Raw genomic sequence first — 24,921 nt, 5'->3', positions numbered from 1 at the left:
TACTGAACGTGTGCGGACCAGTGCACAAGTCGTTTGGCCAACCATGGTGAAAGATCGCACATCTCGTTGACAGCAAGCCCGAGAACAATCCCGACGACGATCTCCCAGCCGTTCACGAAACGCCGCCGGTTCGTAACGCGTTTAGCCAACCGAACGGGGAGAAGCCGAGGACTGGCTGTGGCTGAAGCGCGGCGGGACGGCGCTGGGTGAGGAGGGCCTGAGCGGCCGAGGCTCCCTCGCTAGTAAGCCGGTAGAAGCGGCGACGAGGGCCGGGCTGGTCGGGGGTGAGTTCTTCCCACTCTCCGGCGATCCATCCGGCGTCTTCGAGTCGGTCGAGGACCTTGTAGACGGTAGGGCCTGCGCGCTGGGTCTCCTTCATGATGGCCCAGCCATGAAGCTGAACCTTGTCCCAGTGAGCGCGCAGGAGCACTTCAAGCACATCCAGCGTGGGCTGGGTGACGCGTTCGATGCCTGGCATGCTTCTATCGTACCTAGGTGAAATAAGCGCGCGCAGTTCCTTGCCCTTCTTGAGCGTCTCTGCGACCCTCACGATCGCCTGAGCGTGGCTGATCGCCGTACGGAGTTGGGGGCGATCGACGGTCCAGGACTTCGTTCCTCAGCCCCGGCCCACCGAGCAACCAGGCTCGTCACCGTAACAAGGCAACAGGTCATCACCTTGATCACGTGCTAGATATGTGCCAGAACAGGCGGGGAAGCGCGGTCACTCACGACCAGCCCGATACCCAGGTCAGCCGCCCTGAACCTGAGCCCTTCCTTGACGATCTCTTCTACTATGTCGGCGATGGCTCGATTTTGATCCTTGGCGGTATGCAGATCGAGCGGCGGCGCGCCACGCCGCCCATAGCATCAGCCATCTCCTAGTCGTACCCGTTCCATAACATCGATCACGTAGTGCACGACGTCATCAACACGATTCGTACCGCCGAAGATCATGGGATCGACGCCCAACGTGGGATCAAACCGCGCCGCATGGATCACGACCGGCAAGTTGATACCTCTCGCACGGAAGGCATGGAGCATCTTGATCCCAGCCTGACCGTCCATCTCTCTGTGGATGTCACTGATCACGAGGTCGTACGCACTTCGATCAAGGCATGCCAGAGCCTCATCCGTTGAAGTGACCTCGTCTACCACCATGCCCAGCTGCCTGAACAGTGCAGTCAGGTATGAATTACCCTCTGGGAGATCATCCACCCAAAGTATCCGGCCACCCTTGAGGTACACAGCCGCGTGGTCCAGCCTTCGGATAACCGCCTGACGATCTGCACGACTGACCAGCGGCCCTGTCTCCTCCTGATCGCTGCTTTCGACGGCCTTGGTCAGCAGCCGCTCAACCTCTGTGAACTCGACCTCGACAACACCTAACGCCCCGATCCTCGTCATTCGCGGTAGGGCTTCCCTGAGTGGTTTCCGTAAGCCCAAGTACACCACGAATGCAAAAACCACCCAAAGCACCGCTGGAACCATGTCGATCAGCTTGCCCCACAACGCTTCGGACACAAGACCTCCGAGAACTCGACACCGCCCATCCCCCGATAGGTAGCACCTTAAATAAGAGACGTATTTGAGTAATTGAGATCTGTTACAGCACTGTGCCTCCGGCGGGGGCACTCCGGCTCCGGGATGATCGCCATGAGCAAGAGCCGGGTTCGTAGGTGGCTGGGTGCTGGCTCTTCCCGTCGCCGTCGTCCCAGGGCAAGCCGAGCAGACCGGGGTTAGGGCGCCAAGGTCGTTCGTCCGGTGGGGCGCTCCACCTTGGCGCCCTAACCCCGGCCCGCTCCCCGGTGGGTGGGACGACGGCGACGGGAAGATCCGGCGGGCGAGGTGTGTGCGTCCGCACGGGGTTCTCCGGCCGTGCCCGTCGCGTGCCCGTCAGGAGGGTCACCAAGGGGGAATCACGGGGACTCGCGGGCAAGGCGAAATCGTTCCTGACCTGGAACGCAGCAGCTTACGGGGTTGTGAGCTGAGATCTTGTAAACTGTAGGTCAGGGGTTCGATTCCCCTCGTCGGCTCGTAGAGCGAAGGCCCAGGTCAAGGACGTGATCCCTTGACCTGGGCCTTCGTCGTCTCCAGGCCCCCGGAGCGCCGCGTGTCACTTACGTGCCACTCGCGTTCGCGGGCCTCGTCTTCCGTGCCACCGCGAGAGCACTGCCGAGTGTCCGTGCGATGGTCCTGTCCCTCTCCGGAGGGGTGCCTTTGTCATATCGCGATGTCCAAGTCGCGGACTGCGGGTAGGTTTCAGCCCTGCCCGTACCTTTCATCAAAACGGCGGATTTCAGAGCTTGAACGGGCGGTGAGCCCTGATCACGAGTCGACGCCTGGGGCCTGACGGATCCCCGTCCGGCAGGTTGAATGCGCTCTGTCGTTGACACGCTCGTGTGTTCGGTCAGACAGCCTCTGCCCAGGTTTTACGGGCGAGCAGTTGAACCTCCTGGAACTGCCGCCGGTCGGTGGGCTGGGGCTCGCGAACCATCCGGGCCACCTCGACCAACCCGGACTTGCGCAGCATCGCGGCGAGGTGACCAGGCCACCACCGATAGGCCAGCGCGACTGTGTGATCGAAGACTTGTGTCGGGTGAGACGGATCATCGCTGGCCGAGAAGCCGATCAGGAGGTGGCCGCCAGGTGCCAGCACGCGATGGAACTCCGCCAAGATGACGGGGAGTTCCTGCGGCGGAGTGTGGATGATGGACCAGCGTGAGAGTACGCCGCCCAGCACACCGTCAGCGATGTTCACCGCAGCCATCGAGCCCACGTCGAACCGCAGGTCCGGATAGGCATGTCGGGCCAACTCGATCATCGCAGGAGAGGCGTCAACACCGACCACTGCCAGCCCCAGCTCGTTCAGATAAGCGGTGATATGGCCAGGCCCACACCCCAGGTCCGCGACCTGGCCGTTCCCACTCGCACTTACGACCTCGGCGAAGGCACCCAAGATCGCGCGGTCCAGGGGCCTGTCACGCAGCTCGCCGCGGAACAGCTGCGCATAGGTGGAGGCAGCAGCGTCGTAGGCCTCGCGGGTGGCACTGAGGGCATCGTGTTCGACCATGCTCGCGACAGTAGTTCCTGGCGCTGAGACCAGCCGAGAGAATCACGATCTTCCCTCCTGCCCGTTCGCCCGGCTTCAACCGGATGCCTTCGAGGATCGCGTACCGAGATCTTGTGAACTGTGGGTCAGGGGTTCGATTCCCCTCGTCGGCTCGTAGAGCGAAGGCCCAGGTCAAGGACGTGATCCCTTGGCCTGGGCCTTCGTCGTCTCCGGGCCCCCGGAACGCCGTGTGCCACTCGCGTTCGCGGGCCTCGTCTTCCGCGCCACCGCGAGAGCGCTGCCGAGCGTCCGAGCGATGGCCCTGTCACGGTCCTGGCCGGTGTGCCGGTGATCCGATGCCCCCGCATCCGGACCCGGCGGGTGACGGAGCGGAGGTCACTCGGTGTCGCCCTTGAGCGTGGTGAAGAGCTGTTCGGCGGCGCCGGGCTCCCACTGGAGCCGCTTATGGTCGGTCGGGTGAGGGGGGCGGGACGGTCGTGAACGTGACGGAGCCGGGATCGGTCCCCTCGAAACCGCCACGGGCGAGTACGGGGCGGGACGCCTGAGCGGTGACGCTCGCGGCGACCCGGCCGGCGGGGGATTCCGCGGTGTCCTCGACCGGGCTGCGCAGCAGTGCCCGGTACCGGGCGGCCTCGGTGCGGTGATGCCGGGAGAGGAGCTTGGTGGCGATGCCGAACAACCACGGCCGGGCGTCGGCATAGGCCAGGTCGTAGTGTTCGCGGCGGGCGAAGGCGGTCAGGAACGTCTCACCGACCAGGTCCTCGACGACCTCCGGCCCAACCGGCGGGAGATGTACCGGTAGAGCGTCCCGGAACAGCGGTCGAACAGCGTTGCGGACGCCTCCGGGCGGGTGCGGGACTGGCCGATGAGGTCGCAGCCGCGGAACGGGGCGGTGGGGGGTGCGGTCATCGCGGGCACCATGGCATCAAGGCCGGCCTTCCCGCGGGAGAAATGGTCAGCGATATCTCGCCACCAGCCTCCACTCGGGTTCACGGCGTGAGCGATGCCCCGGGTCTTTGATCCGTTCGATCTCGCGGGCACCGTGGTCGTCGCCGATCAGACGTACCCGGAGATCGGTGGGGACCTCGTGTCATCCCGCGAGCACGTCACGAACGGCGCACACGGCGCCGGGGCACCGCCGTGGCCGGCGGCCGCACCCACCACACCCCGGTGTCTCCCCACGAGTGCCTGCCCGAGGCGTGTGGACGCGGCCTCAGCTCAGGGCGACCCGTGATCCGGCGACCGTCCCAGCCTCCGAGGCGGTCGCCTCAGCTCGAAGCGGCCGCCTCGAACCGGGATGCGGTGCTCGTCCGCTCAGCCGGTCCTGGTGTACCACATGAACTGCCGGTCGTACTCCTTGTTGTTGGTGCTGGTGGCGAACACCCGCTTCACCTTGCCCTTGAAGTCGATCACCACGGCCTCGTGCCCGGAGCCCCGCTCCCGCCAGGCGATGATGTGCTCGTCGTCGTACCAGCCGAGGATCTGACTGGCCGAGAACGGGATCCGGACCTCCGGCCTGCCTTCGGTGATGGCCCGGTCGGCGGGCCAGAGGCAGATCTCCTCGGTGTCCTCGCAGTCCGTGATCATCAACGTGCCGGCCGGGTTGATGTAGTCCGCGTCGACCCAGATCGGGCCGCCCACGCTCTGCACGGTCTGCGCGATCTCGCCCTGCGAGTCGTAGAAGCGGATGCGCTTGATGTCGTTGCTGTCCGCCCAGGTGCCGACCGCCTGGCCGTCACTTCGCCAGAAGTAGGACCATTCACCCACGTCCTTGTCCTTCACCCGGACGACGTCGGCCTTCTTGGTGGCGATGTCGATGATCGCGAAACCGTAGGGCTCATTGCCGTCACCGACTGTCTGGCGCAGGGTGACCATGACCTTGGTGCCGTCCGGCGACCACTTCGGGTAGAGCGAGTAGACCGGAGACTTGGCGATCCTCACGTCGCTCCTCGCCGCGGTCGCGTGGTCGACGATCGCGACGACCTCGTAGTTGTCCGAGGTGTACGAGCGAACCGTGGCGACGGCCTGGGTGCCCGCAGGGTTCAGCGCGTAGTGGAAGTACACGTTGTTTCGCACGAAGTCCGGAGTGTCGGTCTTACGGACGTAGAGGTGGGTGTCGTCCTCTCCTCCCGGGATGCTGTAGGCGGCCAGCCTGATCGGGTCCTTGTCGCTCTCGTGGATGGTGAGGGAACTGCCCGGGAGCTTGATCTTCCGGTCCGCCGGGGGCACCGCGGGGGGCGGGGTGGGAGTGGGGGTGGGAGTGGCGGACTTGGTGGCCGCCGGCGATCCGGAACCCGCCGCGGGCGTGGTCGTGGTCTGGTTCCGCACCACCAGGGTGATCGTCACCGCGACGAGGGTGAGTACGAGTCCGGCGCCGACCACGGTCCAGATCCGGCGCATGCGCCGGCCGCCGTCCGGCCTGGGCCCCTGTCCCGCCGGATAGGTCGTCTCGTGCGGCACGAACCCGTGCGGCGGCGGATAACCGCCGGAACCGACCTGCTGCGGGTAGCTGTTGAACCCGGGCTGGGGGGACGGATAACTCTCGAATCCCACCGTGGGCTGGTAGGGCGGACGGTTGTCGAAACCCGGCTGGTAGGGCGTTGCGGCGGGGTAGGTCGCATGACTGTCCGGGCCGGTCTGGTACGGCGGGGCGGCCCGGTACGGGGAGGTGGTCTGGGAACCGTGCTGGTAGGAGGGGTTGTCCGGGCCGGTGTGCTGGGCCGCGGCGGCCGCACCCTGGTCGAGTATCCTCTGCGGCGAGACGGGCGGCGCGGCATTGCGCGCGTCCGGGCCGGCATGCCCGAGCAGCCGCATCAGCGCCTCGCTCGCGGTGGGCCGCTGGGTGGGGTCCTTGGCCAGGCAGTGCCCGACCAGTTCGCGCAGCGCCGGGTCGGTGATGGCCGACAGGTCCGGGGTCAGGTTCATGATCCGGTTGAAGATGGCGGCCAGGCTGTCGGTGCCGAACGGCGGCGACCCGGTGGCGGCGAACACCATGGTGCAGCCCCAGGCGAACATGTCGGCCGGTGATCCGGCGTTGTCGCCGGCCAGTTGTTCGGGGGTCATGTAGGCGGGGGTGCCGATCGCGGTGCCGGTCAGGGTGGAGGTGCGGTCCAGGGCCTTGGCGATGCCGAAGTCGATCACGCGGGGGCCGTCGGGGGCCAGCAGCACGTTGGAGGGTTTGAAGTCGCGGTGCACGATCTCGGCCTGGTGGATGGCCACCAGCGCGGTGACGGTGCCGATGGCCAGGCGGTGCAGCGCCGAGCCGGTGCGCGGGCCTTGGCCGGTGACGACCTCTTGCAGGGTGGGCCCGTCGATGTACTCGCTGACGATGTAGGGGCGTTCGTGGTCGACGCCGGTGTCGAGCACGGCGGCGGTGCAGAACGGGGAGACCCGCCGGGTGGTGCTGACCTCGCGGACGAAGCGTTCCATGGCCTCGGCGTCCTGGGTGAGGTCGGCGCGTAGGAGCTTGACCGCGACGCGGGCTCCGGTGGGGGACTCGCCGAGGTAGACCGTTCCCTGGCCGCCCTCGCCGAGGCGGGCGGTGAGCCGGTACTCCCGCACCCTGTCGGGGTCCTCGGGCCGCAGAGGCGCAAGGTCCGGCATGATGACATCCTCCTTTGAACGGTCAAGGGACGACGCGGGAAGCCACCGTCATCCACATCGGCCCGGTGGGCCGGTTCATGGGTGAAGCTTTGACGATCCCAGGGTCGCACGCTCAGTGTCGCAGGACGTACTTGTACTTGACTTGGACATCACCAGAAGGTACCTGGCGGTGCGGGAGCGTCGCGTCGCGTGGTTCCCGTCGAGGCGGCCACCGGTCTGCGGACCTTCCTGCACCGGAGCGACCTGCGGCAGGCTTCTCGCGGAGCCGCCGGGGAAGGGGAGCCACCGGCGAAGGCGGAGGCGCCGACGGTCGCAGCCCGTTGTCACGGTGCCGCAGGAGCCGTCGGCCCGTCAGATACGCCCGCCGGAAACCCGGTTGCGGAGGGACCGTGCGCGTCGTGACCATGACCTCATGAGGTTCGCGATCGTCGGTGACATCCATGCCAACTTCGCTGAGGCGGACGAGTTGATCCGGCGCCACGCTGGCCCGGTTGAGGTGATCTTCAGTGTCGGGGACGCCGAGCCGAACAGGACCGAGGCGGAGAGTCTCGAAGTGGGCGGCCCTGCCAAGCACCGCAAGGTCGGGGATTTCCCGGAGTTCGCCGCGGGGCGCCGCACCATGAGCGCTCCCGTCCATTTCATCGGAGGCAACCACGAGCCGTGGCCCTCGCTCGACGCGCACGGCGCAGGGGAGTGGGCGCCCGGTTTCCACTTCCTCGGGCGTTCCGGTGTGCGGGAGATCGCCGGGCTGCGGGTCGCCTTCCTGTCCGGCGTCTACTCACGCTATTTCAGCGAGCCGGACGAGCCACCCGAGATCACGCCGGAGCGGCTGAAGGAGTACGGCTACTTCACCAGGCCGCACCTCGACCGCCTGCTCCGCCGGGCACGGGGCACGAGGATCGACCTGTTGCTCACCCACGACTGGCCGGCGGGCCTGTCCTATCGCCATCACGGCAGGATCCCCGTGGGACGCGACCTCGTCCGGATGCTGACGGACACCCTCGCGCCGCAGGTGCACGCCTGCGGCCACATGCACGCGCCGTTCAGGGAACGGGTCGGCGGCACGGACGTGATCTGCCTGTCCCAGGTCGTCCAGGGTGCGGACGCGGTCGCCGTCCTCGAACTCGCGCCGGACGGCACTCTGCGGGAGGTTCCGTGCGCGGAGTGACCCGGCCCCGGTAGGGGGTCCGGCGCCGGGGGTCCGTGCCGGCGGCTGCCGTCCGGGTTCGGACGGACGGAGCCGGATGAACCATGTGTTTCTCCCTCGAAGTGGTGGCTCCGGGTGGAAAGCCGGGGAGCCAACCCGGTGGATCCGCCTCGCGAGGATGGCTCGCCGTCACATACTGAGACGCCGGATAAGCACAGGGTGACCGACGAGGGGTGCGGCGGTGACGGGAACGATCCTCCAGCGAGTTCGCACGGGGCGGGGCGGTTGCGACATCACGAGGGAGGAGGCGGCCCGGCGCGACGTCGACGTCACCGTGATCGTCCCCGTCCACAACTGCCGGTCCTATCTCGACAGGTGCCTGACCTCGCTGCTCGTCCAGCGCGTCGCCCTGGAGATCGTGGTCGTCGACGACGGTTCCACCGACGGCGGCGCCGATCTGCTCGATCTCTACGCCTCCTACCATCGCGGTGTCGTCCGCGTCATCAGGCAGGAGGCCTCCGGGGGTGCGGGCCGGCCGCGCAACGTCGGGCTGGCCCACGCCCGCGGCAGGTATGTGTTCTTCTGCGACGCGGACGACTACCTCGGCCCGGAGGCGCTGGAGCGGATGCTCGCGATGGCCGACCGCAACGGCTCGGACATCGTGCTCGGGAAGATCGTCGGGCATGACCGCCGGGCGCCGGTCTCGATGTTCCGGGAGAACGCCGAGCGGGTGCCGCTGGGCGACAGCGCGGTCTACAACAGCCTGAGCTGCTTCAAGCTCTTCCGCAGGGAGATGCTGGAGCGGTACGGCATCCGTTTCGACGAGACGCTCCTGGTAGGTGAGGACCTGGTCTTCACCGCCCATGCGTACTGTCACGCGGAAGTGATCTCCGTCGTCGCCGACTACGACTGCTACCACCTGGTCGACCGGCCCGACGGCACCAGCATCATGCAACGTCCCGGCAGCCGCGACCCGGTCGCCTGGCTGCGGATGATCAGGCGGCCGATCGAGATCGTTCTCGCCCACGTGTGCCCCGGTGACCTGCGCGACCACCTCCTGCGGCGTCATTTCCGGCTGGACGCCTTCGGCAACCTGGGCCGGCCGTTCCTGGAGGCGGGAGAGGTCGAGCGCAAGGAGATCGTGGCCGAGGTGGCCGACATGTGCGAGCGGTGGCTGACCGACGGGGTCCGTGCCCGGCTCCCCGCGATCGACCGCAGCCGGATCGCCGCGCTGGAGGACATCGACCGCCTCGTCCGGCTGGCGCACATCGAGTCGGCGGTGATCCGCCGGGAGCTCACCGGCCTCCGCTGGGACGCTCAGGGGCGGCTGGTCGTCTCCGGCAGGGTGGCACTGGAGGTGCCGGAGCAGTACGGCCGCCCGGAGATTCCCGGCGGTACCCCGGTCCTGGTGTTGCGGCGCCGGCACGACGGGCTCGGCGCGCAACGGGAGGCCGTCGTCCCGGTGACCGGCGGCTGCGCGGAGTTCACCGGGATCGTGGACGCCTGCCGGCTGCCCCCGGGGGTCTGGGACGTCCACGTCCGGGTTGACTTCGAGGGCGTGCCGCGGCTCGCCCGGCTCGGCGCCGGCCGCGACGGACGCGTCGCCCCGCCGGAGCCGCGGGTGGCGGGGGCCGTCGTCGCCCTGCCGTACTTCACCCGGCCCTACGGCAATCTCAGCGTCGACGTCGGGGGGCATGTGACCGCGGTCCCGGGGTGCGTCCGGCTGGCGTGCGCGCGCTGGGCGTCCGGCCACCGGCTGGTGCTCGACGGAGAGGTCACCGTGTGCGGTGAGGCTGTGGCGGCTTCGGCCGTGCGCCACCTGGTGTGGCGGGAGCGCGAGTCGGGGCGTGAGCGGCGGCAGCCGGTGACGGCCGGTGACGGAGGCACGTTCACGGCACGGCAGGCCATGGGTCGGTTGTCCCCCGGCACCTGGGACGCCTACCTCGAACTGGACCTGGGCGGACCGCCCGCGCGGTTCAGGATCGAGGCGGCGCCCGAGGCGATCACCGAGCCGCGCACCTGGTGGCGGGGTGCGGTCCGCTGGAGCGTCCGGCCCTACGCGACCGCCGGGAAGGGACGGCTCAGCACGGTGGTCCGCACTCTCGGCCCCCGTACGTTCGTCAGGCGCATGGTGCGTTGATGCCACTTTCTTGCACGTACAAGCCCATGGCCTAAAGTGGGGACGAATCCGCACTTCGGAGGCTCGCCGTGCACGTACCCGATGGCTTCTTCACCGCAGCCGTGTCCGTCTCCGCCGGGGCCGTCGCGGCGGCCGGGGTCGCGGTCTGCCTGCGCGGCGCGCGCCGCGAACTCGACGACCGGACCGCTCCCATGGCGGGGCTCGTCGCCGCCTTCGTCTTCGCCGTGCAGATGCTCAACTTCCCGGTGGCCGCGGGGACGAGCGGGCACCTCCTCGGCGGCGCGCTCGCCGCTATACTCGTCGGCCCCCACACGGCCGTGCTGTGCCTGGCCGTCGTCCTGCTGGTGCAGGGGTTCTTCTTCGCCGACGGCGGTCTGACCGCGCTCGGAGTCAACATCACGCTCATGGGGGTCGTCGCGGTCCTGGTCGGCTGGGGCGTCTTCCGGCTGATCACCCGGAGCGCGCGGAGCAGGCCGGCCGTGGTGGCGGCCTCGTTCGTCGCCGCGCTGCTCTCCGTGCCCGCGACGGCTCTGGTGTTCACGGTGCTGTTCTGGATCGGCGGCACCGCGCCCATCGAGGCTGGCACGGTCGCCGCGGCCATGGGAGGCGTCCACCTGCTCATCGGCGTCGGGGAGGGGCTGATCACCGCGGTCACCGTCAGCACCGTGCTGGCGATCCGCCCCGACCTGGTCTACGGCGCGCGGGGGACGACGGCCGCGCCGTTGCTCCTGCGCGGTGCCGGCGGTGACGTCACGGTCGCCGGGCGGCCCACGGCACCGGCCACAGCGTTGACCAGCGGGCCGGCCACAGGGCTGACCACCGGTCCGGGCGCGGCGGGTGGTCCCCGCTGGTTCCTGCCGGTGGGCGTCGCGGTGGCGGCCCTGCTGGCGGGCGTCGTCAGTTTCTACGCCTCCTCCTCACCCGACGGCCTGGAGCGGGTCGCCGAGGACAAGGGCTTCATCGACCGGGCCACCGACCACGCACTGGGCGAGCAGCCACTGGCCGACTACGGTGAGGTGGGCGGCATCCCGGTCGGCCTGGCCGGCCTCGCCGGGGTCGGGGTGACCCTGGTCGCCGGCGGCGGGTTGTTCGTCGTCGTGCGCCGCCGGGGGCAGAAGGACACGGAGGGTACCGGCCAGGCGGCAGGCGCCGCGCGTACGGGCGACGCCGGGCGCAGAGAGGACGCCGGCGACGCGGGGAACAGGGCGTCCGTCTAGTGGGTGCGGGTCATCGTCACCAGCTCTACCGGCCGGGCGGCACACCGGTGCACCGGCTGCCGCCGCAGTGCAAGCTGGCGGCGTCGGCGGGGTTCACCCTGGTGGTCGTCGCCACTCCGCGCGAGTGGTTCTGGGCCTTCGGCGTGTACGCCGCCCTGCTGGCCGGGGTGGCCTGCGTCGCGCGCGTCCCTGCGGGTTTCGTGCTGCGGCGCATGGTGGTGGAGGTCCCGTTCGTGGCGTTCGCGCTGGCCGTGCCCTTCATCGGGCTCGGCGAGCGGGTGAGCGTCATGGGCGTGTCGCTCAGCGTCGCGGGGCTCTGGGCGGCCTGGAACATCCTGGCCAAGGCCACCCTGGGGGTGGTCGCGAGCATCCTGCTGGCGGCCACCACCGAGCCCCGGTTGATGCTTCTCGGCGCGCAGCGGCTGCGGCTGCCGCCGTTGCTGGTGCAGATCGCCATGTTCATGCTCCGCTACATGGACGTGGTCATGGAGGAGATGCGCCGGATGAGGGTCGCCAGGGAGTCCCGGGGGTTCGCGGCCCGTGACGTGCGGCACATCCCGGTGATCGCCCGGTCCGCCGGAGCGCTGTTCATCCGCTCGTACGAGCGGGGCGAGCGGGTGCACCTGGCGATGCTGAGTCGCGGCTACACCGGTTCGGTACCGGTCATCCAGGATCTGACCGCGTCGTCGCGGCAGTGGTTCGCAGCGGGTATGTTGCCGGGCACGGCGCTCGCCGTACTGCTCGGAACCTGGGGGCTGGCATGACACCGGCAGACGCGGCGGACACCCCGGCGGACACCTCGGCGGACACGGTGCCCTCGCTGGAGGTTCACCGCCTGGCGTACGCGTACCCGGACGGCACGCAGGCGCTGTTCGGCGTGGACTTCCGGGTGGGACGCGGGGAGCGGGTGGCGCTGCTCGGGCCGAACGGCGCGGGGAAGACCACGCTGGTCATGCACCTCAACGGCATCCTGACGGCCGGGCACGGTACGGTGACCGTGGCCGGGATGCCGGTGGAGAAGGGCACCCTCCGGGAGATCCGCCGCAGGGTCGGCCTGGTCTTCCAGGATCCCGACGACCAGCTCTTCATGCCGACCGTCAGGGAGGACGTGGCCTTCGGCCCGGCCAACCTGGGGGTGACGGGTGAGGAGCTCGCGTTCCGGGTCAAGGACGCGCTGGAACGCGTCGGCATGCTGGAGGCGATCGACCGGCCGCCGCACCACCTGTCCTTCGGCCAGCGCCGCCGGGTGGCGGTGGCCACCGTGCTGGCCATGGAGCCGGAGATCCTGGTGCTGGACGAACCGTCGTCCAACCTCGACCCGGCCTCCCGCCGTGAACTGGCCGAGATCCTCCGGGGGCTCGACGTGACCATCCTGATGGTCACCCACGACCTGCCCTACGCGCTGGAGTTGTGTGAGCGCGCGCTCATCCTCTCCGGCGGCGTGATCGCCGCCGACGGCCCGACCCGTGAGATCCTCTCCGACGCCGGTCTCCTCGCGGCTCACCGTCTCGAACTGCCCTACGGTTTCGCGCCTCCGTGATGGGAACCTCTGGGGAGGGAACGCGCGCGACCTCGTGCGGAGCGACGGCGAAGTAAAGTGGGTCTGCCCTGTGGGCGCGAGGAGGACTGATGAAGCTACGGCTGGCTCGCCGCGCCGTCGGCGACGCCGTGGTGGTGGCCGTCGAGGGCGAGCTCGACCTGTTCACCGCTCCCTTCCTGCGGGACGAGGTCCGTGACGCGATCAAGCTGGACGGCTCCCGGCTCGTCCTCGACCTCACCGCCCTGTCGTTCATGGACTCCAGCGGGCTGTCGGTGCTGATCGAGGCGTGGCGGCTGGCCACGAGCGAGGGCGGCGGCGTGTGCCTGGCCTCGCCCCAGGCGCCGGTGGCCCGGATCCTGCGGACGACCGGCCTCGACCGGAGGATAAAGGTCTACCCTGACGTGGACACGGCCGTCGAAGAGATTTAGGCCACCCCGTGTAGAACTTCATTCGGTCTGCGCGTTAAAGTCCGGTCATGGACCTGAACGGAGCAGCAGCAATCATCTCGGGCGGTGCCAGCGGTCTCGGCGAGGCCACGGCCCGCGACCTCGCCGCGCACGGTGTGACCGTCGTCATCGCCGACCTCAACGAGGAGCGCGGCAAGTCCCTGGCCGACGAGCTCGGCGGCGTCTTCGTCAAGACGGACGTGTCCGACGAGGAGCAGGTGCAGGCGGCCGTCGACGCGGCCGTGGCCACCGGCAAGCCGCTGCGCGTCGTGGTGAACAGCGCGGGAATCGGCTGGGCGAGCAGGACCGTCAACCGCGACGGTTCGCCCCATGACCTGGCCTCCTACCGCAAGGTCATCGAGGTCAACCTGATCGGCACCTTCAACCTCATGCGCATCGGCGCCGCGGCGATCGCCAAGACGGAACCGGTCGACGCGGACGGCCAGCGCGGTGTGGTGATCAACACTGCCTCGGTGGCGGCGCTGGAGGGGCAGACGGGTCAGGTGGCCTACTCGGCGTCCAAGGGCGGGATCGTCGGCATGACCGTTCCGGCCGCGCGTGACCTCGCCGCGGTCGGCATCCGCGTCAACACCATCTGCCCGGGCATCATCGACACCCCGATCTACGGTTTCTCGTCCGACTCCGACGCGTTCAAAGCCAAGCTCGTGGCTCCGGTGGTCTTCCCCAAGCGCATGGGCCTGGCCTCGGAGTTCGCGCACCTGGTCCGCTCACTGATCGAGAACGACTACATGAACGCCGAGACCATCCGTTTCGACGGCGGCATCCGCTTCCAGCCCAAGTAGGAGTCACCCGGTGTCTGACGAGGTTCTGGTCGACGTCGACGGCGGGGTCGCCGTCATCACGATCAACCGCCCCCGGGCCAGGAACGCCGTCAACGGCGCGGTCGCCCGGGGCATCGCGGCAGCCCTGGACGGACTGGAGGAGCGTAGGGACGTGGCCGCCTACGTCCTCACCGGCGCCGGCGGCACGTTCTGCGCGGGCATGGACCTGAAGGGGTTCCTCAGTGGGGACTTCCCGGTCATCCCGGGCAGGGGCTTCGGCGGCATCGCGGAGGCGCCGCCGAAGAAGCCGATCGTCGCGGCCGTCGAGGGATACGCCCTGGCCGGTGGCTTCGAGCTGGCGCTGGCCTGCGACATCATCCTCGCCTCCGAGGAGGCGAAGTTCGGGCTGCCGGAGCCCAAGCGCGGTCTGGTCGCGGGGGCGGGCGGCGTGATGCGGCTGCCCCAGCGCATCCCGTACCACGTCGCGATGGAGATCGCCCTGACCGGCGACCACTTCCCCGCCTCCCGGCTGTACGAACTCGGCCTGGTCAACCACATCACGCCCGTGGGTGAGGCGCTGGCCGGAGCGGTCGAGCTGGCCAGGAAGATCGCCGCCAACGCCCCGCTCGCCCTCGCCGCGACCAAACGGGTGATCGTCGAGTCCGCCGACTGGAGCAGGGACGAGATGTTCAAGAAGCAGGCGGAGATCATCGATCCGGTGTTCGGCTCCAAGGACGCGATGGAGGGGGCGGCGGCCTTCGCCGAGAAGCGCGCTCCCCGGTGGCAGGGGGAGTAGACCCTCCGCGCCGGGTGTGATCCGACGGGTCGCACCCGGCGCGTCCGCGGCCCGGAGTGCGTACGGTAAAGGTGTGGACAGGTGCGGCGGGGGCACTTGACAGCCACTCGACCCCTCCGAGGCCAGGAGCGCGAATGAACGACTACTCGACCGGGATGACCCCAACCGGCCGATCCTCCGGCGAGCGATTCAAGCGCAAGGCGGGAAGCCTGGCCGTGGGGGCCGTGGGTGCCGCGATCGTCAACGTCGTCCTGGTCGCGATCATGTGGGTGACGGAGGTCGCCGACTACGTGCTCCCGGGCGAGTTCGACCTCTACGGCATCAGGTCCTGGAATCCGGAGGGCCTGGGCGGCATCTTCCTCGCCCCCTTCCTCCACGCCGGTTTCGGACACCTGATGGCCAACTCGCTGCCCCTGCTGATCCTGGGGTTCCTCGCGGCGCTGCGCGGAATCGGCCGCTTCCTGGCAGCCACTCTGATCATCATCCTGGTCAGCGGCCTGGGCGTCTGGTTCACCAGCTCGCCCTCGGCCGTCACGGTCGGGGCCAGCGGCCTGGTCTTCGGCTACTTCGGCCTCGTCGTGGCCCGGGGTCTGTTCGACCGCCGTCCCCTCGACATCGTGGTCGGGGTCGGGGTGGCGATCGCCTACTACTCGATCGTCTGGGGCGTGCTGCCCGGCGAGGACGGCATCTCCTGGCAGGGACACCTGTTCGGGCTCGTCGGCGGTGTCCTCGCGGCCTGGGTGGTGCGCCGCAGGCGCCGTCCGGTCGCCCCCGCGGGCTACTAGGCTCGCCCGGCCACCAGGCTCACCCTGCGGCACCGGGGCCGGTGATCCCGGCCAGGCGGCCCTGCGGCCCCGGGCCAGGCGGTCCCGGCCCCGCGGCCCCGGGGCTGCGGCAGCCGGACGGTCCCCGGGCGGACGCCCCGCCGGATCGAATAAGGTCGATTCGGAGCACCGTCTTCCAGGAGGGCCCGCACCGGTGGGGAACGAGATCGCGACCGACGGCACGGCAGCCGGTCAGGAGGCGCCGGGGACGTCCCCGGCGGCGTACGGCGAGCCCCGCGTGCTGGTCCGCCGGGCGTTGCCCACCGAACCGGCGGTCCGGGGGTCGGCGTCGCTGTTCATGGCCGAGTCGGAGCGGCAGGGGGTCCGTCCCTCGCGCCGCATGCTCTACGTGGGCCCCGAGCGGGCCGCGGACCACGTCGCCGCCGCCCTGCGCGTCGAGCCGGGTGACGAGGTCCTGGCCAGGCGGAAGATGATGTCCGCCGACGGGGTGCCCGTCCGGATCGCCACCAGCTACCTGCGTCTCGACCTCTTCGGCGGCACCCCGCTGGCGGAGCCCGGGTTCCTCCGGCCGAGCCTGCAGGCGGGGATCGAGGCCCTCGGCCACCGGTTCGGCCACGCCGAGGAGTATCTGGTCGCCCGTCCGCCGACGCGGTTCGAGGCCGACACCCTCCGGCTCGACCCGGGGGAGTGGGTGGTGCAGATCCTGCGCGCCGCCTACTCCGAGGACGACGTCCCGGTGCACGTCCTGGAGACCGTCTGCGCGGCCTCGCGCCACATCTTCCCCATCACCCAGGTCACCGGCGCCGACGAGTTCTGAACGGTGCTGACCGTCGGAGGGGCCGGACCGGCCCCTTGGGCTCCCGGGGCCTTCTGGGTCCTCCCGGGAGGTGGCTCCGCGGCTCACGCTCGGCTATGGCCGCATCAGGAGATTTAAGTGACAATATGACTAAATTTCACGATGCGAACTTGCCTGGCTCCGTGCCCGTCCACGTTCCAGAGGGCCCGCGTCGCCGGGCGCGACCCTCGGAAGGTGGGCGCAGGTGAACCTGGGATCCCTGGAACGCGCGATCATGGATGTGCTGTGGGGTTGCAAGGAACCACTGCTGGTCCGCCAGGTGCAGGACATGCTCAACGACGGGGCCGAACGCCCGCTGGCGTACACCACGGTGCAGACCGTCGCCGAGCGGCTCGTCAGGAAAGGACTGCTCCAGCGGGCGCCCTCGCGCAACGCCTTCCGCTACACCGCCAGCCACTCGCGGGACGAGCACGTCGCCGGGTTGATGCTGGACGCCCTGGCCGGCAGCCCCGACCGGGCCCCGGTGCTCTCGCGCTTCGCCGAGAGGGTGGACCCGGACGACGCGTTGCGCCTGCTGCACGAGCTCGCCCGGCGCGCGGGGGAACGGGCCCACGCCCAGAACCAGGGCACCGCGGTGCTGCCCTAGGGCCCGCGGGCATGGCCACCGGATGCCCGGGTGCCCGGGGGCGAGCCGGATCGGGGCGTCGCGGGCGGGAGCCGGTCGCCGGCACCCGCCCGCGCGCCGCCTAGAGGCGCTCGACCACGTGGTCGATGCAGGTGGTCAGAGCCTCGATGTCGTCGGGGTCGATGGCCGGGAACATCGCGACGCGAAGCTGGTTGCGGCCGAGTTTGCGGTAGGGCTCGGTGTCGACGATGCCGTTGGCGCGCAGGACCTTGGCGACCGCGGAGGCGTCCACCCCGTCGGCGAAGTCGATCGTGCCGACCACGTTGGAGCGGAACTCCGGTCCGGCGAACGGGGTGGTGTAGGAGGTCTTCTCCGCCCACGTGTAGAGGCGCCGGGCCGACTCGGCCGAGCGGGCGGTCGTCCAGGCCAGGCCGCCGTTGCCGTTCATCCACTCGATCTGGTCGGCGAGCAGGAAGAGCGTGGCGACGGCCGGGGTGTTGTAGGTCTGGTCCTTGGACGAGTTGTCGATCGCCACCGGCAGGCTGAAGAACTCGGGGATGTAACGGCCGCTGGAGGCGATCTCGTCCACCCGGGCCAGCGCGGCCGGCGACATGAGGGCGATCCACAGGCCGCCGTCGGAGGCGAAGCTCTTCTGCGGGGCGAAGTAGTACACATCGAACTCGCTCGCCTCGACGGGCAGGCCGCCGGCGCCGGAGGTGGCGTCGACGAGCACGAGGGAGCCCTCCTGGCCGACACGCCTGATGGGCATGGCGACACCGGTGGAGGTCTCGTTGTGGGTGAGGGCGTAGACGTCGACGCCCTCCTCGGTGCGGGCCTCGGGGTGGCTGCCGACCTCCGACGTGATGACGCTCGGGTCGCCCAGCCACGGGGCCTTCGCCGCCACGGAGGCGAACTTGGAGGAGAACTCGCCGAAGTGCAGGTGCTGCGACCTGTCACGGATGAGCCCGAAGGCGGCGATGTCCCAGAACGCGGTCGTGCCGCCGTTGCCGAGGACGACCTCGTACCCCTCGGGAAGGGAGAACAGCTCCGACAGCCCCGCACGGACGCGTCCGACGAGCGACTTGACCGGCTTCTGGCGGTGGGAGGTGCCCATCACGCTGGATCCGGAGGCCGCGAGAGCCGCGAGCTGCTCGGGGCGCACCTTCGAGGGCCCGCAGCCGAAACGGCCGTCGGCGGGCTTGATGTCAGAGGGAATCACGATGTCAGCCACCTGACCAGCCTACTGAGCCCGGGGATCGGTCCAGGACGGGGTCCGGATTCTGAGACGCGAGGGCGTGTCCGGACATCCGGGAGAGACCCTCCGGGCACGGCCGGGACGCCGGTCGGCACAGAGCGGACGGAGCGGACGGAGCGGACGCCGTATGTCACGGCCAGTCACAGATCGTCACGGTCCGTCACGGACCGGTGTGGGGCGGACACGGGCCGGTCGCGGAACGGCTGCCGCGCGGGATGCCACGCGGCAGCCGTGACACGGGTCAGAGGGCGCCGACGACCTCGGCGGCCCCGGGAACGTCGTTCACCGAGCGCTGCGACGGACCCACGTAGTTGGCGCTGGGGCGGACCAGCCTGCCCGTGCGCTTCTGCTCCAGGATGTGGGCGGCCCAGCCCGCGGTGCGTGCGCAGGTGAACATCGAGGTGAACATGGACGAGGGAACCTGGGCGAAGTCCAGGATGACCGCGGCCCAGTACTCGACGTTGGTGGCGAGCACCCGGTCGGGCTTGCGGGCGTGCAGCTCCTCCAGGGCGGCCTTCTCCAGCGCCGCGGCCACCTCGTAGCGCGGAGCGTCGAGCTCCTTGGCGGTGCGGCGGAGCACGCGCGCCCGGGGGTCCTCGGCCCGGTAGACGCGGTGGCCGAAGCCCATCAGGCGCTGGCCCTTGTCGAGCTCCGACTGGACGTACTTCTTGGCGTCGCCGACCTGCTCGACACCCTCGATCATGTGCAGCACGCGGGCGGGGGCGCCGCCGTGCAGCGGACCGGACATCGCGCCGACCGCGCCGCTCAGCGCCGCGGCCACGTCGGCGCCGGTGGAGGCGATGACACGGGCGGTGAACGTGGAGGCGTTCATGCCGTGCTCGGCCGCGGAGGTCCAGTAGGCGTCAATGGCCTTGACGTGCTTGGGGTCGGGCTCGCCCTGCCAGCGGATCATGAACCGCTCGACGATGCTCTGCCCCTTGTCGACCTCGCTCTGGGGGACCATCGGCTTGCCGAGCCCGCGGGCGGACTGGGCGACGAAGCTCAGCGCCGTGACGCTGGCCCTGGCCAGGTCCGCGCGGGCCTGGTCGTCGTCGATGTCGAGCAGCGGCCTGAAGCCGTACGCGGGGGCCAGGATGGCCAGGGCGCTCTGCACGTCGACGCGGATGTCACCGGAGTGGACAGGAATGGGGTAAGGCTCGGCCGGGGGGAGCCCCGGCTGGAACTTGTTGTCGACGAGCAGGCCCCACACGTGTCCGAAGGAGACGCGGCCGACCAGCTCTTCGATGTCGACGCCCCGGTACCGCAGGGCGCCCCCTTCTTTGTCCGGTTCCGCGATCTCCGTCTCGAAGGCCACTACGCCCTCGAGCCCGGGTTTGAAGTCGGACATTCTCGGCCGCCTCCCTTTCTTGAAGTCAAAGCCTTGATGTCGAGATACCGGCGGGTCATATTCAACCCCCTGGGCTGAGGCGGTGTGCCGCCGGACCCGTCGAAACGCGAACGTCCCAGGTAGGGGGTAGCGCGTGTACCTCCGGCTCGGCACGCGAGAATACCTTCCCGTGGATGCCACATCGCGACCGCCTTCGCTGGCGGGACTCCGCCGCACGTACGAAGGGCTGCCCCTGCGGGAGGCAGACCTCGCCCCCGACCCCGTGTCACAGTTCGCCCTCTGGTTCGGCGAGGCCGTGGACGCCGGACTTCCGGAACCGAACGCGGCCGTGCTCGCGACCGCCTCGGCGGGCGGCCGGCCCACGGCCAGGACCGTTCTGCTGAAGGGGTACGACGAGAACGGGTTCGTCTTCTACACCAACTACGAGTCGCGCAAGGGCCGTGACCTCGCGGAGAACCCGCGCGCCGCCCTGCTGTTCCCCTGGCACTCCATCCGCCGTCAGGTCCGGGTGGAGGGGTCGGTGGTGCGGTTGCCGCGCGAGGAGTCGGCCGCCTACTTCAGGTCCCGTCCGTACGGGTCCAGGATCGGGGCCTGGGCCTCGCGGCAGTCGGCGGTCGTGCACTCCCGGGAGGAGCTGGACGCCCGTTACGAGGAGCTGTCGGCCCGCTGGCCGGACGATCCGCCGGTTCCCGACTTCTGGGGCGGGTTCCGGGTGGTGCCCGCCGAGGTGGAGTTCTGGCAGGGCCGCACCGACCGTATGCATGATCGTCTCCGTTACCGCCGCTCGGGCTCCTCCTGGGTCATCGAACGCCTCGCCCCCTGATACCTTCCCTCCCACTTACTGATATATCGCTATATGTCTGATAGGTGGAGGGGGACGGGTGGGCTTCGGGGACTTCGTGCGGAGGCACGCGGCCGACACGCGTCCGCTCGGCATCCCCGCCTACCGGCGGCTCTGGGCGGGGCAGGGCGTGTCGTTCATCGGCTTCCAGCTCACCTCGGTCGCGGGCAGCGCGCAGCTCTACGCGATCACCAAGTCGTCCTTCTGGGTCGGCATGCTCGGCCCGGCCAACCTCATCCCCCTGGTCGTCTTCGGGCTCTGGGGCGGAGCCGTCGCCGACGCGGTCGACCGGCGCAAGCTGCTCATGATCGGTGCGGTGATCGCCTGGGCGGCGACGCTCGCGCTCCTGGTCCAGGCCGCGCTGGGCGCCACGAACGTCGGCCTGCTGCTGGCCACCGTGGCCGTGCACGCCACGGGCTTCGCCATCACCGGGCCGACCAGAGGCGCGATCATCCCCAGGCTCGTCCCCGGCGACCTGGTCCCGGCCGCCAACACGCTCAACTTCCTGGCGAGCAGTCTCGGCACCGTGGTGGGGCCGCTGCTGGGCGGGGTCGTGCTCGCCCGGGGCGGCTTCGCCGTGGCGTACCTGATCGACGCCGTGCTCTTCGGTGCGGGCTTCTACGCCGCGGTACGGCTGCCGAGACTGGAACCGCTCGGCGAGACGGCCCGGCCCGGCCTGCGGTCGGTGGTGGACGGCCTGCGCTACGTCGCCGGACACCCGGTCGTGCTGATGTCGTTCGCCGTGGACGTCATCGCCATGGCGTTCGCGCTGCCCAGGGCGTTGTTCCCGGAGATCGTCGACGAGCGGTTCGCCGGTTCGCCGGTCGCGTTCGGCTGGCTGTCGGCGAGCATCGCCATCGGCTCGCTGCTCGGCGGCCTGCTGTCGGGGTGGGTGGGCCGGGTCCGGCGCCAGGGCCTGGCGCTCACCTACGTCATCGCCGCCTGGGGGCTCTCCGTGGCCGCCGCCGGGCTCGTCGACCAGCTCTGGCTGATGGTCGCGCTGCTGGCGTTCGGCGGGGCCGCCGACCTGGTCTCCGCTGTCTGGCGGCAGACGATCCTGCAGACCCACGCGCCGGACGACATGCGGGGGAGGATGCAGGGCGTGTTCACGGTGGTCGTCGCCGGAGGGCCCCGGCTGGGGGACCTGCGGGCCGGGGTCACCGCCTCGTGGTTCGGCGCCACCGGGGCGTGGGTGGGCGGCGGGCTCGCCTGCGCGGTGGCGGTGCTCGCGGTGGGGCTCGCCGTACCGGCGTTCCGGGCGTACCGCCCCGCCGTCAGGAGTCTGTGAGCAGGGCGGGAAGGATTTGCCGCCTCCGGGCGTTGCCTTGCTTTGCCATCACGGGTCCATCTCCCAATAGGGTCTGACTTCCAGGCTTCCTAGTTCCGCGCCGGCCCCTCGGGAACCTCTCGGGAACACCGTGCGATGGACGTAGCATCGAGAGAGGACGGGAGGAGCCTTGACCGCACACGGCCTTATCGACACCACGGAGATGTACCTTCGTACGATCTTCGAGCTCGAAGAGGAGGGCATCGTCCCCCTGCGCGCGCGTATCGCCGAGAGGCTGCAGCAGAGCGGTCCCACCGTCAGCCAGACGGTCGCCCGCATGGAACGCGACGGTCTGGTCCGCGTCGAGGGCGACCGCCACCTGACCATGACCGACCTGGGCCGCACGCTCGCCACCCGCGTCATGCGCAAGCACCGTCTCGCCGAGTGCCTCCTCACCCAGGTCATCGGCCTCCCCTGGGAGGAGGTGCACATCGAGGCGTGCCGCTGGGAGCACGTCATGTCCGAGTCGGTGGAGGCGCGGCTGGTCAGCCTGCTCAACCACCCCACCCAGGATCCGCACGGCAACCCGATTCCGGGGCTGGAGGAGCTGGGCGTCCCCGGCGTGTCCGACGGCCACTACGAGTCGCTGCCGTCGATGGCCGCTCTGGCGGGACCCAGAGATATACCCGCTGTCGTGCGGCGAATTAGCGAACAAGTGCAAAGCGATCCGGCTGTGATGCTTAAACTCAAGCAAGTTGGGATACAACCCGGACGCGAGGTAACGCTCGCGACGAGCGACGACGGTGTGCGGGTGACAGGTGACGACGAAGCGGACAACTCCCCAGCGGTTCTGCCGCGGGACATCGCCGCGCACGTCTTCGTCTCCACGCGCTGACCGGGGCCCCTCTGCTTGTTGGTTGAATCCCGTTCGGGAGGCCCTCCACTCCCAGACCGAGACAGCAGCAGGAGCAACCGTGGTTCGCTTTGCGCACACCCGCCCCCGAGGGGCGGTCACCGGATGAAGCGGTGGGGGGATGTTTCCCAAGACTCCGCCGACCACCTCACAGCCGGTTCCGTTCTGGACCAGGCCGAGATGGCGGTGGTCGTCACCGACCGGTTCAGCAACCTCCTCTACTGGAATCCGTTCGCCGAGAGGCTGTTCGGGCGTCCCGGAACGTCCGGGCCCCGCGACCGGTCCCTCTCCCTCGGCATCATGGAGAAGGACCACCCGCTGGCGGTCGAGCTCTCCAAGCACGTGCTCAAGGGCGGAGTCTGGGAGGGCACGTTCGACGTCAGGCGCGGAGACGGGACGATCATCTACGTCCGTGCCCAGGCCGTGCCGCTGCGCCACCCCTCCGGATCGGTGACGGGCATCGTCATCACCGCCCGCGAGGCGATGCGCAGCAACGAGCGGGAGAAGGACCGCTTCGGCCTCCTGGAGCGGATCGGCGAGCGGCTCGCCGGGTCCCTCTACGTCGAGGAGACGCTCAAACGCGTCGCGGAGATGCTGGTCCCGCAGTTCGCCGACCACTGCTTCATCGAGCTGGTGGAGGGTGACCGGCTGGTGCGCAGGGTCTCCACCCACGTCCAGGGCTGGAGCCCGCCGCCCGACACCTGGGCGCCGGTCGGCGCGGAGATCCGCTACCCGACGGGGCACTACGCCGACATCGCGCTGCGCCGCCAGGAGACGATCCTGGTCGAGGACTTCTCGCAGACCAGCTACCCCAGTCCCGGTGAGGCCAACACCCGTCTCGCCGCCGAGATCGGCATGACCTCGGCCATCGTCGCGCCGCTGAGCGTGCGGGGCGAGACCCTGGGGCTGATGTATCTGGGGCTGTCCAACCTGACCGACCGGCGCAGCCCGCACTACGACGCCTTCGACCGCGACTTCGTGGGGGCCATCGCCACCCGGGTCGCCCTGGCCGTCGACAACGCGCTGCTGTTCGAGGAGGAGCGGCACACCGCCGAGTCCTTCCAGAAGCACCTGCTTCCCCGCGCGCTGCCGCAGCTCGACGGGCTGGAGATCGCGGTCCGCTACTACCCGGCGGCGCCCCTGGCCAGCCACGGGCAGGGCATCCAGACCCAGGTCGGCGGCGACTGGTACGACGTCATCCCGCTCTCGGCGGGCCGGGTCGGCATCGTCATCGGCGACGTCGAGGGCCGCGGCGCCAAGGCGGCGGCCGTCATGGGGCAACTGCGCGCCGCCCTGCGGGCCTTCGCCCAGGACGACAAGCCGCCCGCGGAGATCCTCGCCAGGCTCGACGAGTGGACGCGCATCATCGCCACCCCCGAGCAGGACGACAGCGGCGCCGACGTCAGCGTCCCGCCCATCGTCACCTGCCAGTACCTGGTGTACGACGCCTGGTCGCGGCAGCTGTCCTTCGCCAACGCCGGCCACGCCCCGCCGCTGCTGCTCATCGGCGAGACCTGCACCGAGCTCGACATCCACGAGGTCGGCCAGCCGCTCGGCGTGCGGGCCAAGGGTCTTCCCGCGGACCTGGTCTACAAGGAGGAGACCCGGACGCTTCCCCCCGGGGCCGCGCTGCTGCTGTACACCGACGGGCTCGTCGACCGTCGGCCGCTCCGCGAGGCCGGAGGCAGGACGTCCGGTCTGGAGGAGACCCTCGCGGTTCTCTGCGACAAGCTCGTCCGGATCGGCGACACCTCCGTGGAGGGCATCGCCGACGCCGCGATCGCCGCGGTGCCCGGTGAGATCGACGACGACACGGCCCTCCTGGTGGTCCGCTCCGCGCCGGAGAACCTGGACGTCCAGGAACGCACCTTCCCGGCTCAGCCGATCATGGTGGGTGAGGCCCGCCGGATGGCGTCGGAGGCGTTCGCCGACTGGAACGTCCCCGAGGAGCGCGCCGAGCTCGCCTGCCTGCTCGTCTCCGAGGTGGTGACCAACGTCGTGCTGCACGCCGCCAGCGCCAGCGTCCCGCGCCGGGAGCTGACGATGGACGGCCCCCCTCTGGCGTTCGACGAGTCGTGGGACATCCCCGGTTTCGAGGACGAGGTCGTCAACGAGAAGGAGTTCACCCTCCGCCTCCGCCGCGGCGGCGAGTCCGTCTGGGTCGAGGTCTTCGACCAGGACCTGCGGCTGCCCCGCATCCGCAGCGCCGGTGAGAACGACGAGGGTGGCCGCGGTCTCTATCTCGTCGACCAGCTCGCCAGGCGCTGGGGCTCGCGTCCCACCAAGGAGGGCAAGGCCGTCTGGTTCGAGATCCCCACCAAGTCGCGCTGAACCCGGTGCGGCAAGGCTG

The 24,921-nt window shown here is 69.9% G+C and carries 23 protein-coding genes; 15 read left to right on the top strand and 8 right to left on the bottom strand.

Annotation, left to right across the window (positions count from 1 at the left end; translation table 11 throughout):
* Window positions 1-112: 112 nt before the first annotated feature.
* The 6 genes from F4562_RS13590 to F4562_RS34220 all read right to left on the bottom strand — a co-directional run bounded on the left by F4562_RS13590 (window position 113) and on the right by F4562_RS34220 (window position 6,673).
* Window positions 113-478: a PadR family transcriptional regulator gene (locus F4562_RS13590; RefSeq protein ID WP_184538117.1), complete on the bottom strand. Its 366-nt coding sequence runs from the start codon at window positions 476-478 to the stop codon at window positions 113-115.
* Between the two features lie 389 nt (window positions 479-867).
* Window positions 868-1,521 (bottom strand): response regulator, encoded by a 654-nt coding sequence (locus F4562_RS13585; RefSeq protein WP_221206113.1) that lies wholly within the window; start codon window positions 1,519-1,521, stop codon window positions 868-870.
* A gap of 886 nt (window positions 1,522-2,407) precedes the next feature.
* Window positions 2,408-3,070 (bottom strand): class I SAM-dependent methyltransferase, encoded by a 663-nt coding sequence (locus F4562_RS13580; protein WP_184538119.1) that lies wholly within the window; start codon window positions 3,068-3,070, stop codon window positions 2,408-2,410.
* Between the two features lie 442 nt (window positions 3,071-3,512).
* The gene (locus F4562_RS34905) at window positions 3,513-3,749 is read right to left on the bottom strand and encodes a hypothetical protein (protein ID WP_246473425.1); all 237 of its coding nucleotides are present in this window, start codon (window positions 3,747-3,749) and stop codon (window positions 3,513-3,515) included.
* A 56-nt stretch (window positions 3,750-3,805) separates the two neighbouring features.
* Window positions 3,806-3,979 (bottom strand): hypothetical protein, encoded by a 174-nt coding sequence (locus tag F4562_RS34895; protein ID WP_246473424.1) that lies wholly within the window; start codon window positions 3,977-3,979, stop codon window positions 3,806-3,808.
* 405 nt (window positions 3,980-4,384) lie between these two features.
* Window positions 4,385-6,673 carry a serine/threonine protein kinase gene (locus tag F4562_RS34220; protein WP_221206114.1) on the bottom strand — a complete coding sequence of 763 codons (2,289 nt, stop codon included), beginning with the start codon at window positions 6,671-6,673 and terminating at the stop codon, window positions 4,385-4,387.
* Window positions 6,674-7,085: 412 nt separating this feature from the next.
* On the opposite strand from F4562_RS34220, the gene F4562_RS13565 reads away from it, so the two are divergent.
* The 11 genes from F4562_RS13565 to F4562_RS13515 all read left to right on the top strand — a co-directional run bounded on the left by F4562_RS13565 (window position 7,086) and on the right by F4562_RS13515 (window position 16,968).
* Window positions 7,086-7,841 (top strand): metallophosphoesterase family protein, encoded by a 756-nt coding sequence (locus F4562_RS13565; RefSeq protein ID WP_184538121.1) that lies wholly within the window; start codon window positions 7,086-7,088, stop codon window positions 7,839-7,841.
* Between the two features lie 220 nt (window positions 7,842-8,061).
* Window positions 8,062-9,960: a glycosyltransferase family 2 protein gene (locus tag F4562_RS13560; protein ID WP_184538123.1), complete on the top strand. Its 1,899-nt coding sequence runs from the start codon at window positions 8,062-8,064 to the stop codon at window positions 9,958-9,960.
* 68 nt (window positions 9,961-10,028) lie between these two features.
* Window positions 10,029-11,177: an energy-coupling factor ABC transporter permease gene (locus F4562_RS36310; protein WP_184538125.1), complete on the top strand. Its 1,149-nt coding sequence runs from the start codon at window positions 10,029-10,031 to the stop codon at window positions 11,175-11,177.
* Window positions 11,177-11,941: a cobalt ECF transporter T component CbiQ gene (gene cbiQ / locus F4562_RS13550; RefSeq protein ID WP_184538127.1), complete on the top strand. Its 765-nt coding sequence runs from the start codon at window positions 11,177-11,179 to the stop codon at window positions 11,939-11,941. The genes F4562_RS36310 and cbiQ overlap by 1 nt, the downstream gene beginning before the upstream one ends.
* Window positions 11,938-12,717 (top strand): energy-coupling factor ABC transporter ATP-binding protein, encoded by a 780-nt coding sequence (locus F4562_RS13545; RefSeq protein WP_184538129.1) that lies wholly within the window; start codon window positions 11,938-11,940, stop codon window positions 12,715-12,717. The genes cbiQ and F4562_RS13545 overlap by 4 nt, the downstream gene beginning before the upstream one ends.
* A gap of 89 nt (window positions 12,718-12,806) precedes the next feature.
* Window positions 12,807-13,145: an STAS domain-containing protein gene (locus F4562_RS13540; protein WP_184538131.1), complete on the top strand. Its 339-nt coding sequence runs from the start codon at window positions 12,807-12,809 to the stop codon at window positions 13,143-13,145.
* A gap of 47 nt (window positions 13,146-13,192) precedes the next feature.
* A complete protein-coding gene (locus tag F4562_RS13535) occupies window positions 13,193-13,966 on the top strand; it encodes an SDR family NAD(P)-dependent oxidoreductase (protein WP_184538133.1) in 774 nt (257 codons plus the stop codon).
* A gap of 10 nt (window positions 13,967-13,976) precedes the next feature.
* Window positions 13,977-14,741, top strand: a complete 765-nt coding sequence (locus F4562_RS13530) for a crotonase/enoyl-CoA hydratase family protein (protein WP_184538135.1) — start codon at window positions 13,977-13,979, stop codon at window positions 14,739-14,741.
* 134 nt (window positions 14,742-14,875) lie between these two features.
* A complete protein-coding gene (locus F4562_RS13525; protein ID WP_184538136.1) occupies window positions 14,876-15,526 on the top strand; it encodes a rhomboid family intramembrane serine protease in 651 nt (216 codons plus the stop codon).
* Between the two features lie 193 nt (window positions 15,527-15,719).
* Complete coding sequence (locus tag F4562_RS13520) at window positions 15,720-16,343, top strand: GntR family transcriptional regulator (RefSeq protein ID WP_311733814.1); 624 nt, start codon at window positions 15,720-15,722, stop codon at window positions 16,341-16,343.
* Between the two features lie 223 nt (window positions 16,344-16,566).
* On the top strand, window positions 16,567-16,968 hold the full coding sequence (locus F4562_RS13515; protein ID WP_184538138.1) for a BlaI/MecI/CopY family transcriptional regulator: 402 nt from the start codon (window positions 16,567-16,569) through the stop codon (window positions 16,966-16,968).
* A gap of 100 nt (window positions 16,969-17,068) precedes the next feature.
* Here F4562_RS13515 and serC read toward each other — a convergent pair whose 3' ends face one another.
* Both serC and F4562_RS13505 read right to left on the bottom strand, forming a co-directional pair.
* Window positions 17,069-18,178: a phosphoserine transaminase gene (gene serC, locus F4562_RS13510; protein ID WP_184538141.1), complete on the bottom strand. Its 1,110-nt coding sequence runs from the start codon at window positions 18,176-18,178 to the stop codon at window positions 17,069-17,071.
* Window positions 18,179-18,443: 265 nt separating this feature from the next.
* Entirely contained in the window at window positions 18,444-19,550 is a 1,107-nt protein-coding gene (locus F4562_RS13505; protein ID WP_184538142.1) for a citrate synthase 2, read from the bottom strand.
* Between the two features lie 169 nt (window positions 19,551-19,719).
* Between F4562_RS13505 and pdxH the strand changes: the two genes are divergently transcribed.
* The 4 genes from pdxH (at window position 19,720) to F4562_RS13485 (ending at window position 24,902) form a co-directional block, all read left to right on the top strand.
* Window positions 19,720-20,373, top strand: coding sequence for a pyridoxamine 5'-phosphate oxidase (gene pdxH / locus F4562_RS13500; RefSeq protein ID WP_184538144.1), 654 nt, complete (start codon window positions 19,720-19,722; stop codon window positions 20,371-20,373).
* A 58-nt stretch (window positions 20,374-20,431) separates the two neighbouring features.
* Window positions 20,432-21,679, top strand: coding sequence for an MFS transporter (locus tag F4562_RS13495; protein WP_184538146.1), 1,248 nt, complete (start codon window positions 20,432-20,434; stop codon window positions 21,677-21,679).
* A gap of 169 nt (window positions 21,680-21,848) precedes the next feature.
* The gene (locus tag F4562_RS13490; RefSeq protein ID WP_184538148.1) at window positions 21,849-22,553 is read left to right on the top strand and encodes an iron-dependent transcriptional repressor DtxR; all 705 of its coding nucleotides are present in this window, start codon (window positions 21,849-21,851) and stop codon (window positions 22,551-22,553) included.
* Between the two features lie 123 nt (window positions 22,554-22,676).
* Window positions 22,677-24,902 carry an ATP-binding SpoIIE family protein phosphatase gene (locus F4562_RS13485; RefSeq protein ID WP_184538149.1) on the top strand — a complete coding sequence of 742 codons (2,226 nt, stop codon included), beginning with the start codon at window positions 22,677-22,679 and terminating at the stop codon, window positions 24,900-24,902.
* The last annotated feature ends 19 nt before the right edge of the window (window positions 24,903-24,921 follow it).

Source organism: Streptosporangium becharense, assembly GCF_014204985.1.
GTDB lineage: Bacteria > Actinomycetota > Actinomycetes > Streptosporangiales > Streptosporangiaceae > Streptosporangium > Streptosporangium becharense.
This window is presented reverse-complemented; position numbering and strand designations above follow the sequence as displayed.

Coding starts and splice junctions, on each gene's coding strand:
- F4562_RS13590 (WP_184538117.1), bottom strand. CDS start 478: ATGCCAGGCATCGAACGCGTCACCCAGCCCACGCTGGATGTGCTTGAA.
- F4562_RS13580 (WP_184538119.1), bottom strand. CDS start 3,070: ATGGTCGAACACGATGCCCTCAGTGCCACCCGCGAGGCCTACGACGCT.
- F4562_RS34895 (WP_246473424.1), bottom strand. CDS start 3,979: ATGACCGCACCCCCCACCGCCCCGTTCCGCGGCTGCGACCTCATCGGC.
- F4562_RS34220 (WP_221206114.1), bottom strand. CDS start 6,673: ATGCCGGACCTTGCGCCTCTGCGGCCCGAGGACCCCGACAGGGTGCGG.
- F4562_RS13565 (WP_184538121.1), top strand. CDS start 7,086: ATGAGGTTCGCGATCGTCGGTGACATCCATGCCAACTTCGCTGAGGCG.
- F4562_RS13545 (WP_184538129.1), top strand. CDS start 11,938: ATGACACCGGCAGACGCGGCGGACACCCCGGCGGACACCTCGGCGGAC.
- F4562_RS13540 (WP_184538131.1), top strand. CDS start 12,807: ATGAAGCTACGGCTGGCTCGCCGCGCCGTCGGCGACGCCGTGGTGGTG.
- F4562_RS13535 (WP_184538133.1), top strand. CDS start 13,193: ATGGACCTGAACGGAGCAGCAGCAATCATCTCGGGCGGTGCCAGCGGT.
- F4562_RS13525 (WP_184538136.1), top strand. CDS start 14,876: ATGAACGACTACTCGACCGGGATGACCCCAACCGGCCGATCCTCCGGC.
- F4562_RS13505 (WP_184538142.1), bottom strand. CDS start 19,550: ATGTCCGACTTCAAACCCGGGCTCGAGGGCGTAGTGGCCTTCGAGACG.
- F4562_RS13485 (WP_184538149.1), top strand. CDS start 22,677: ATGAAGCGGTGGGGGGATGTTTCCCAAGACTCCGCCGACCACCTCACA.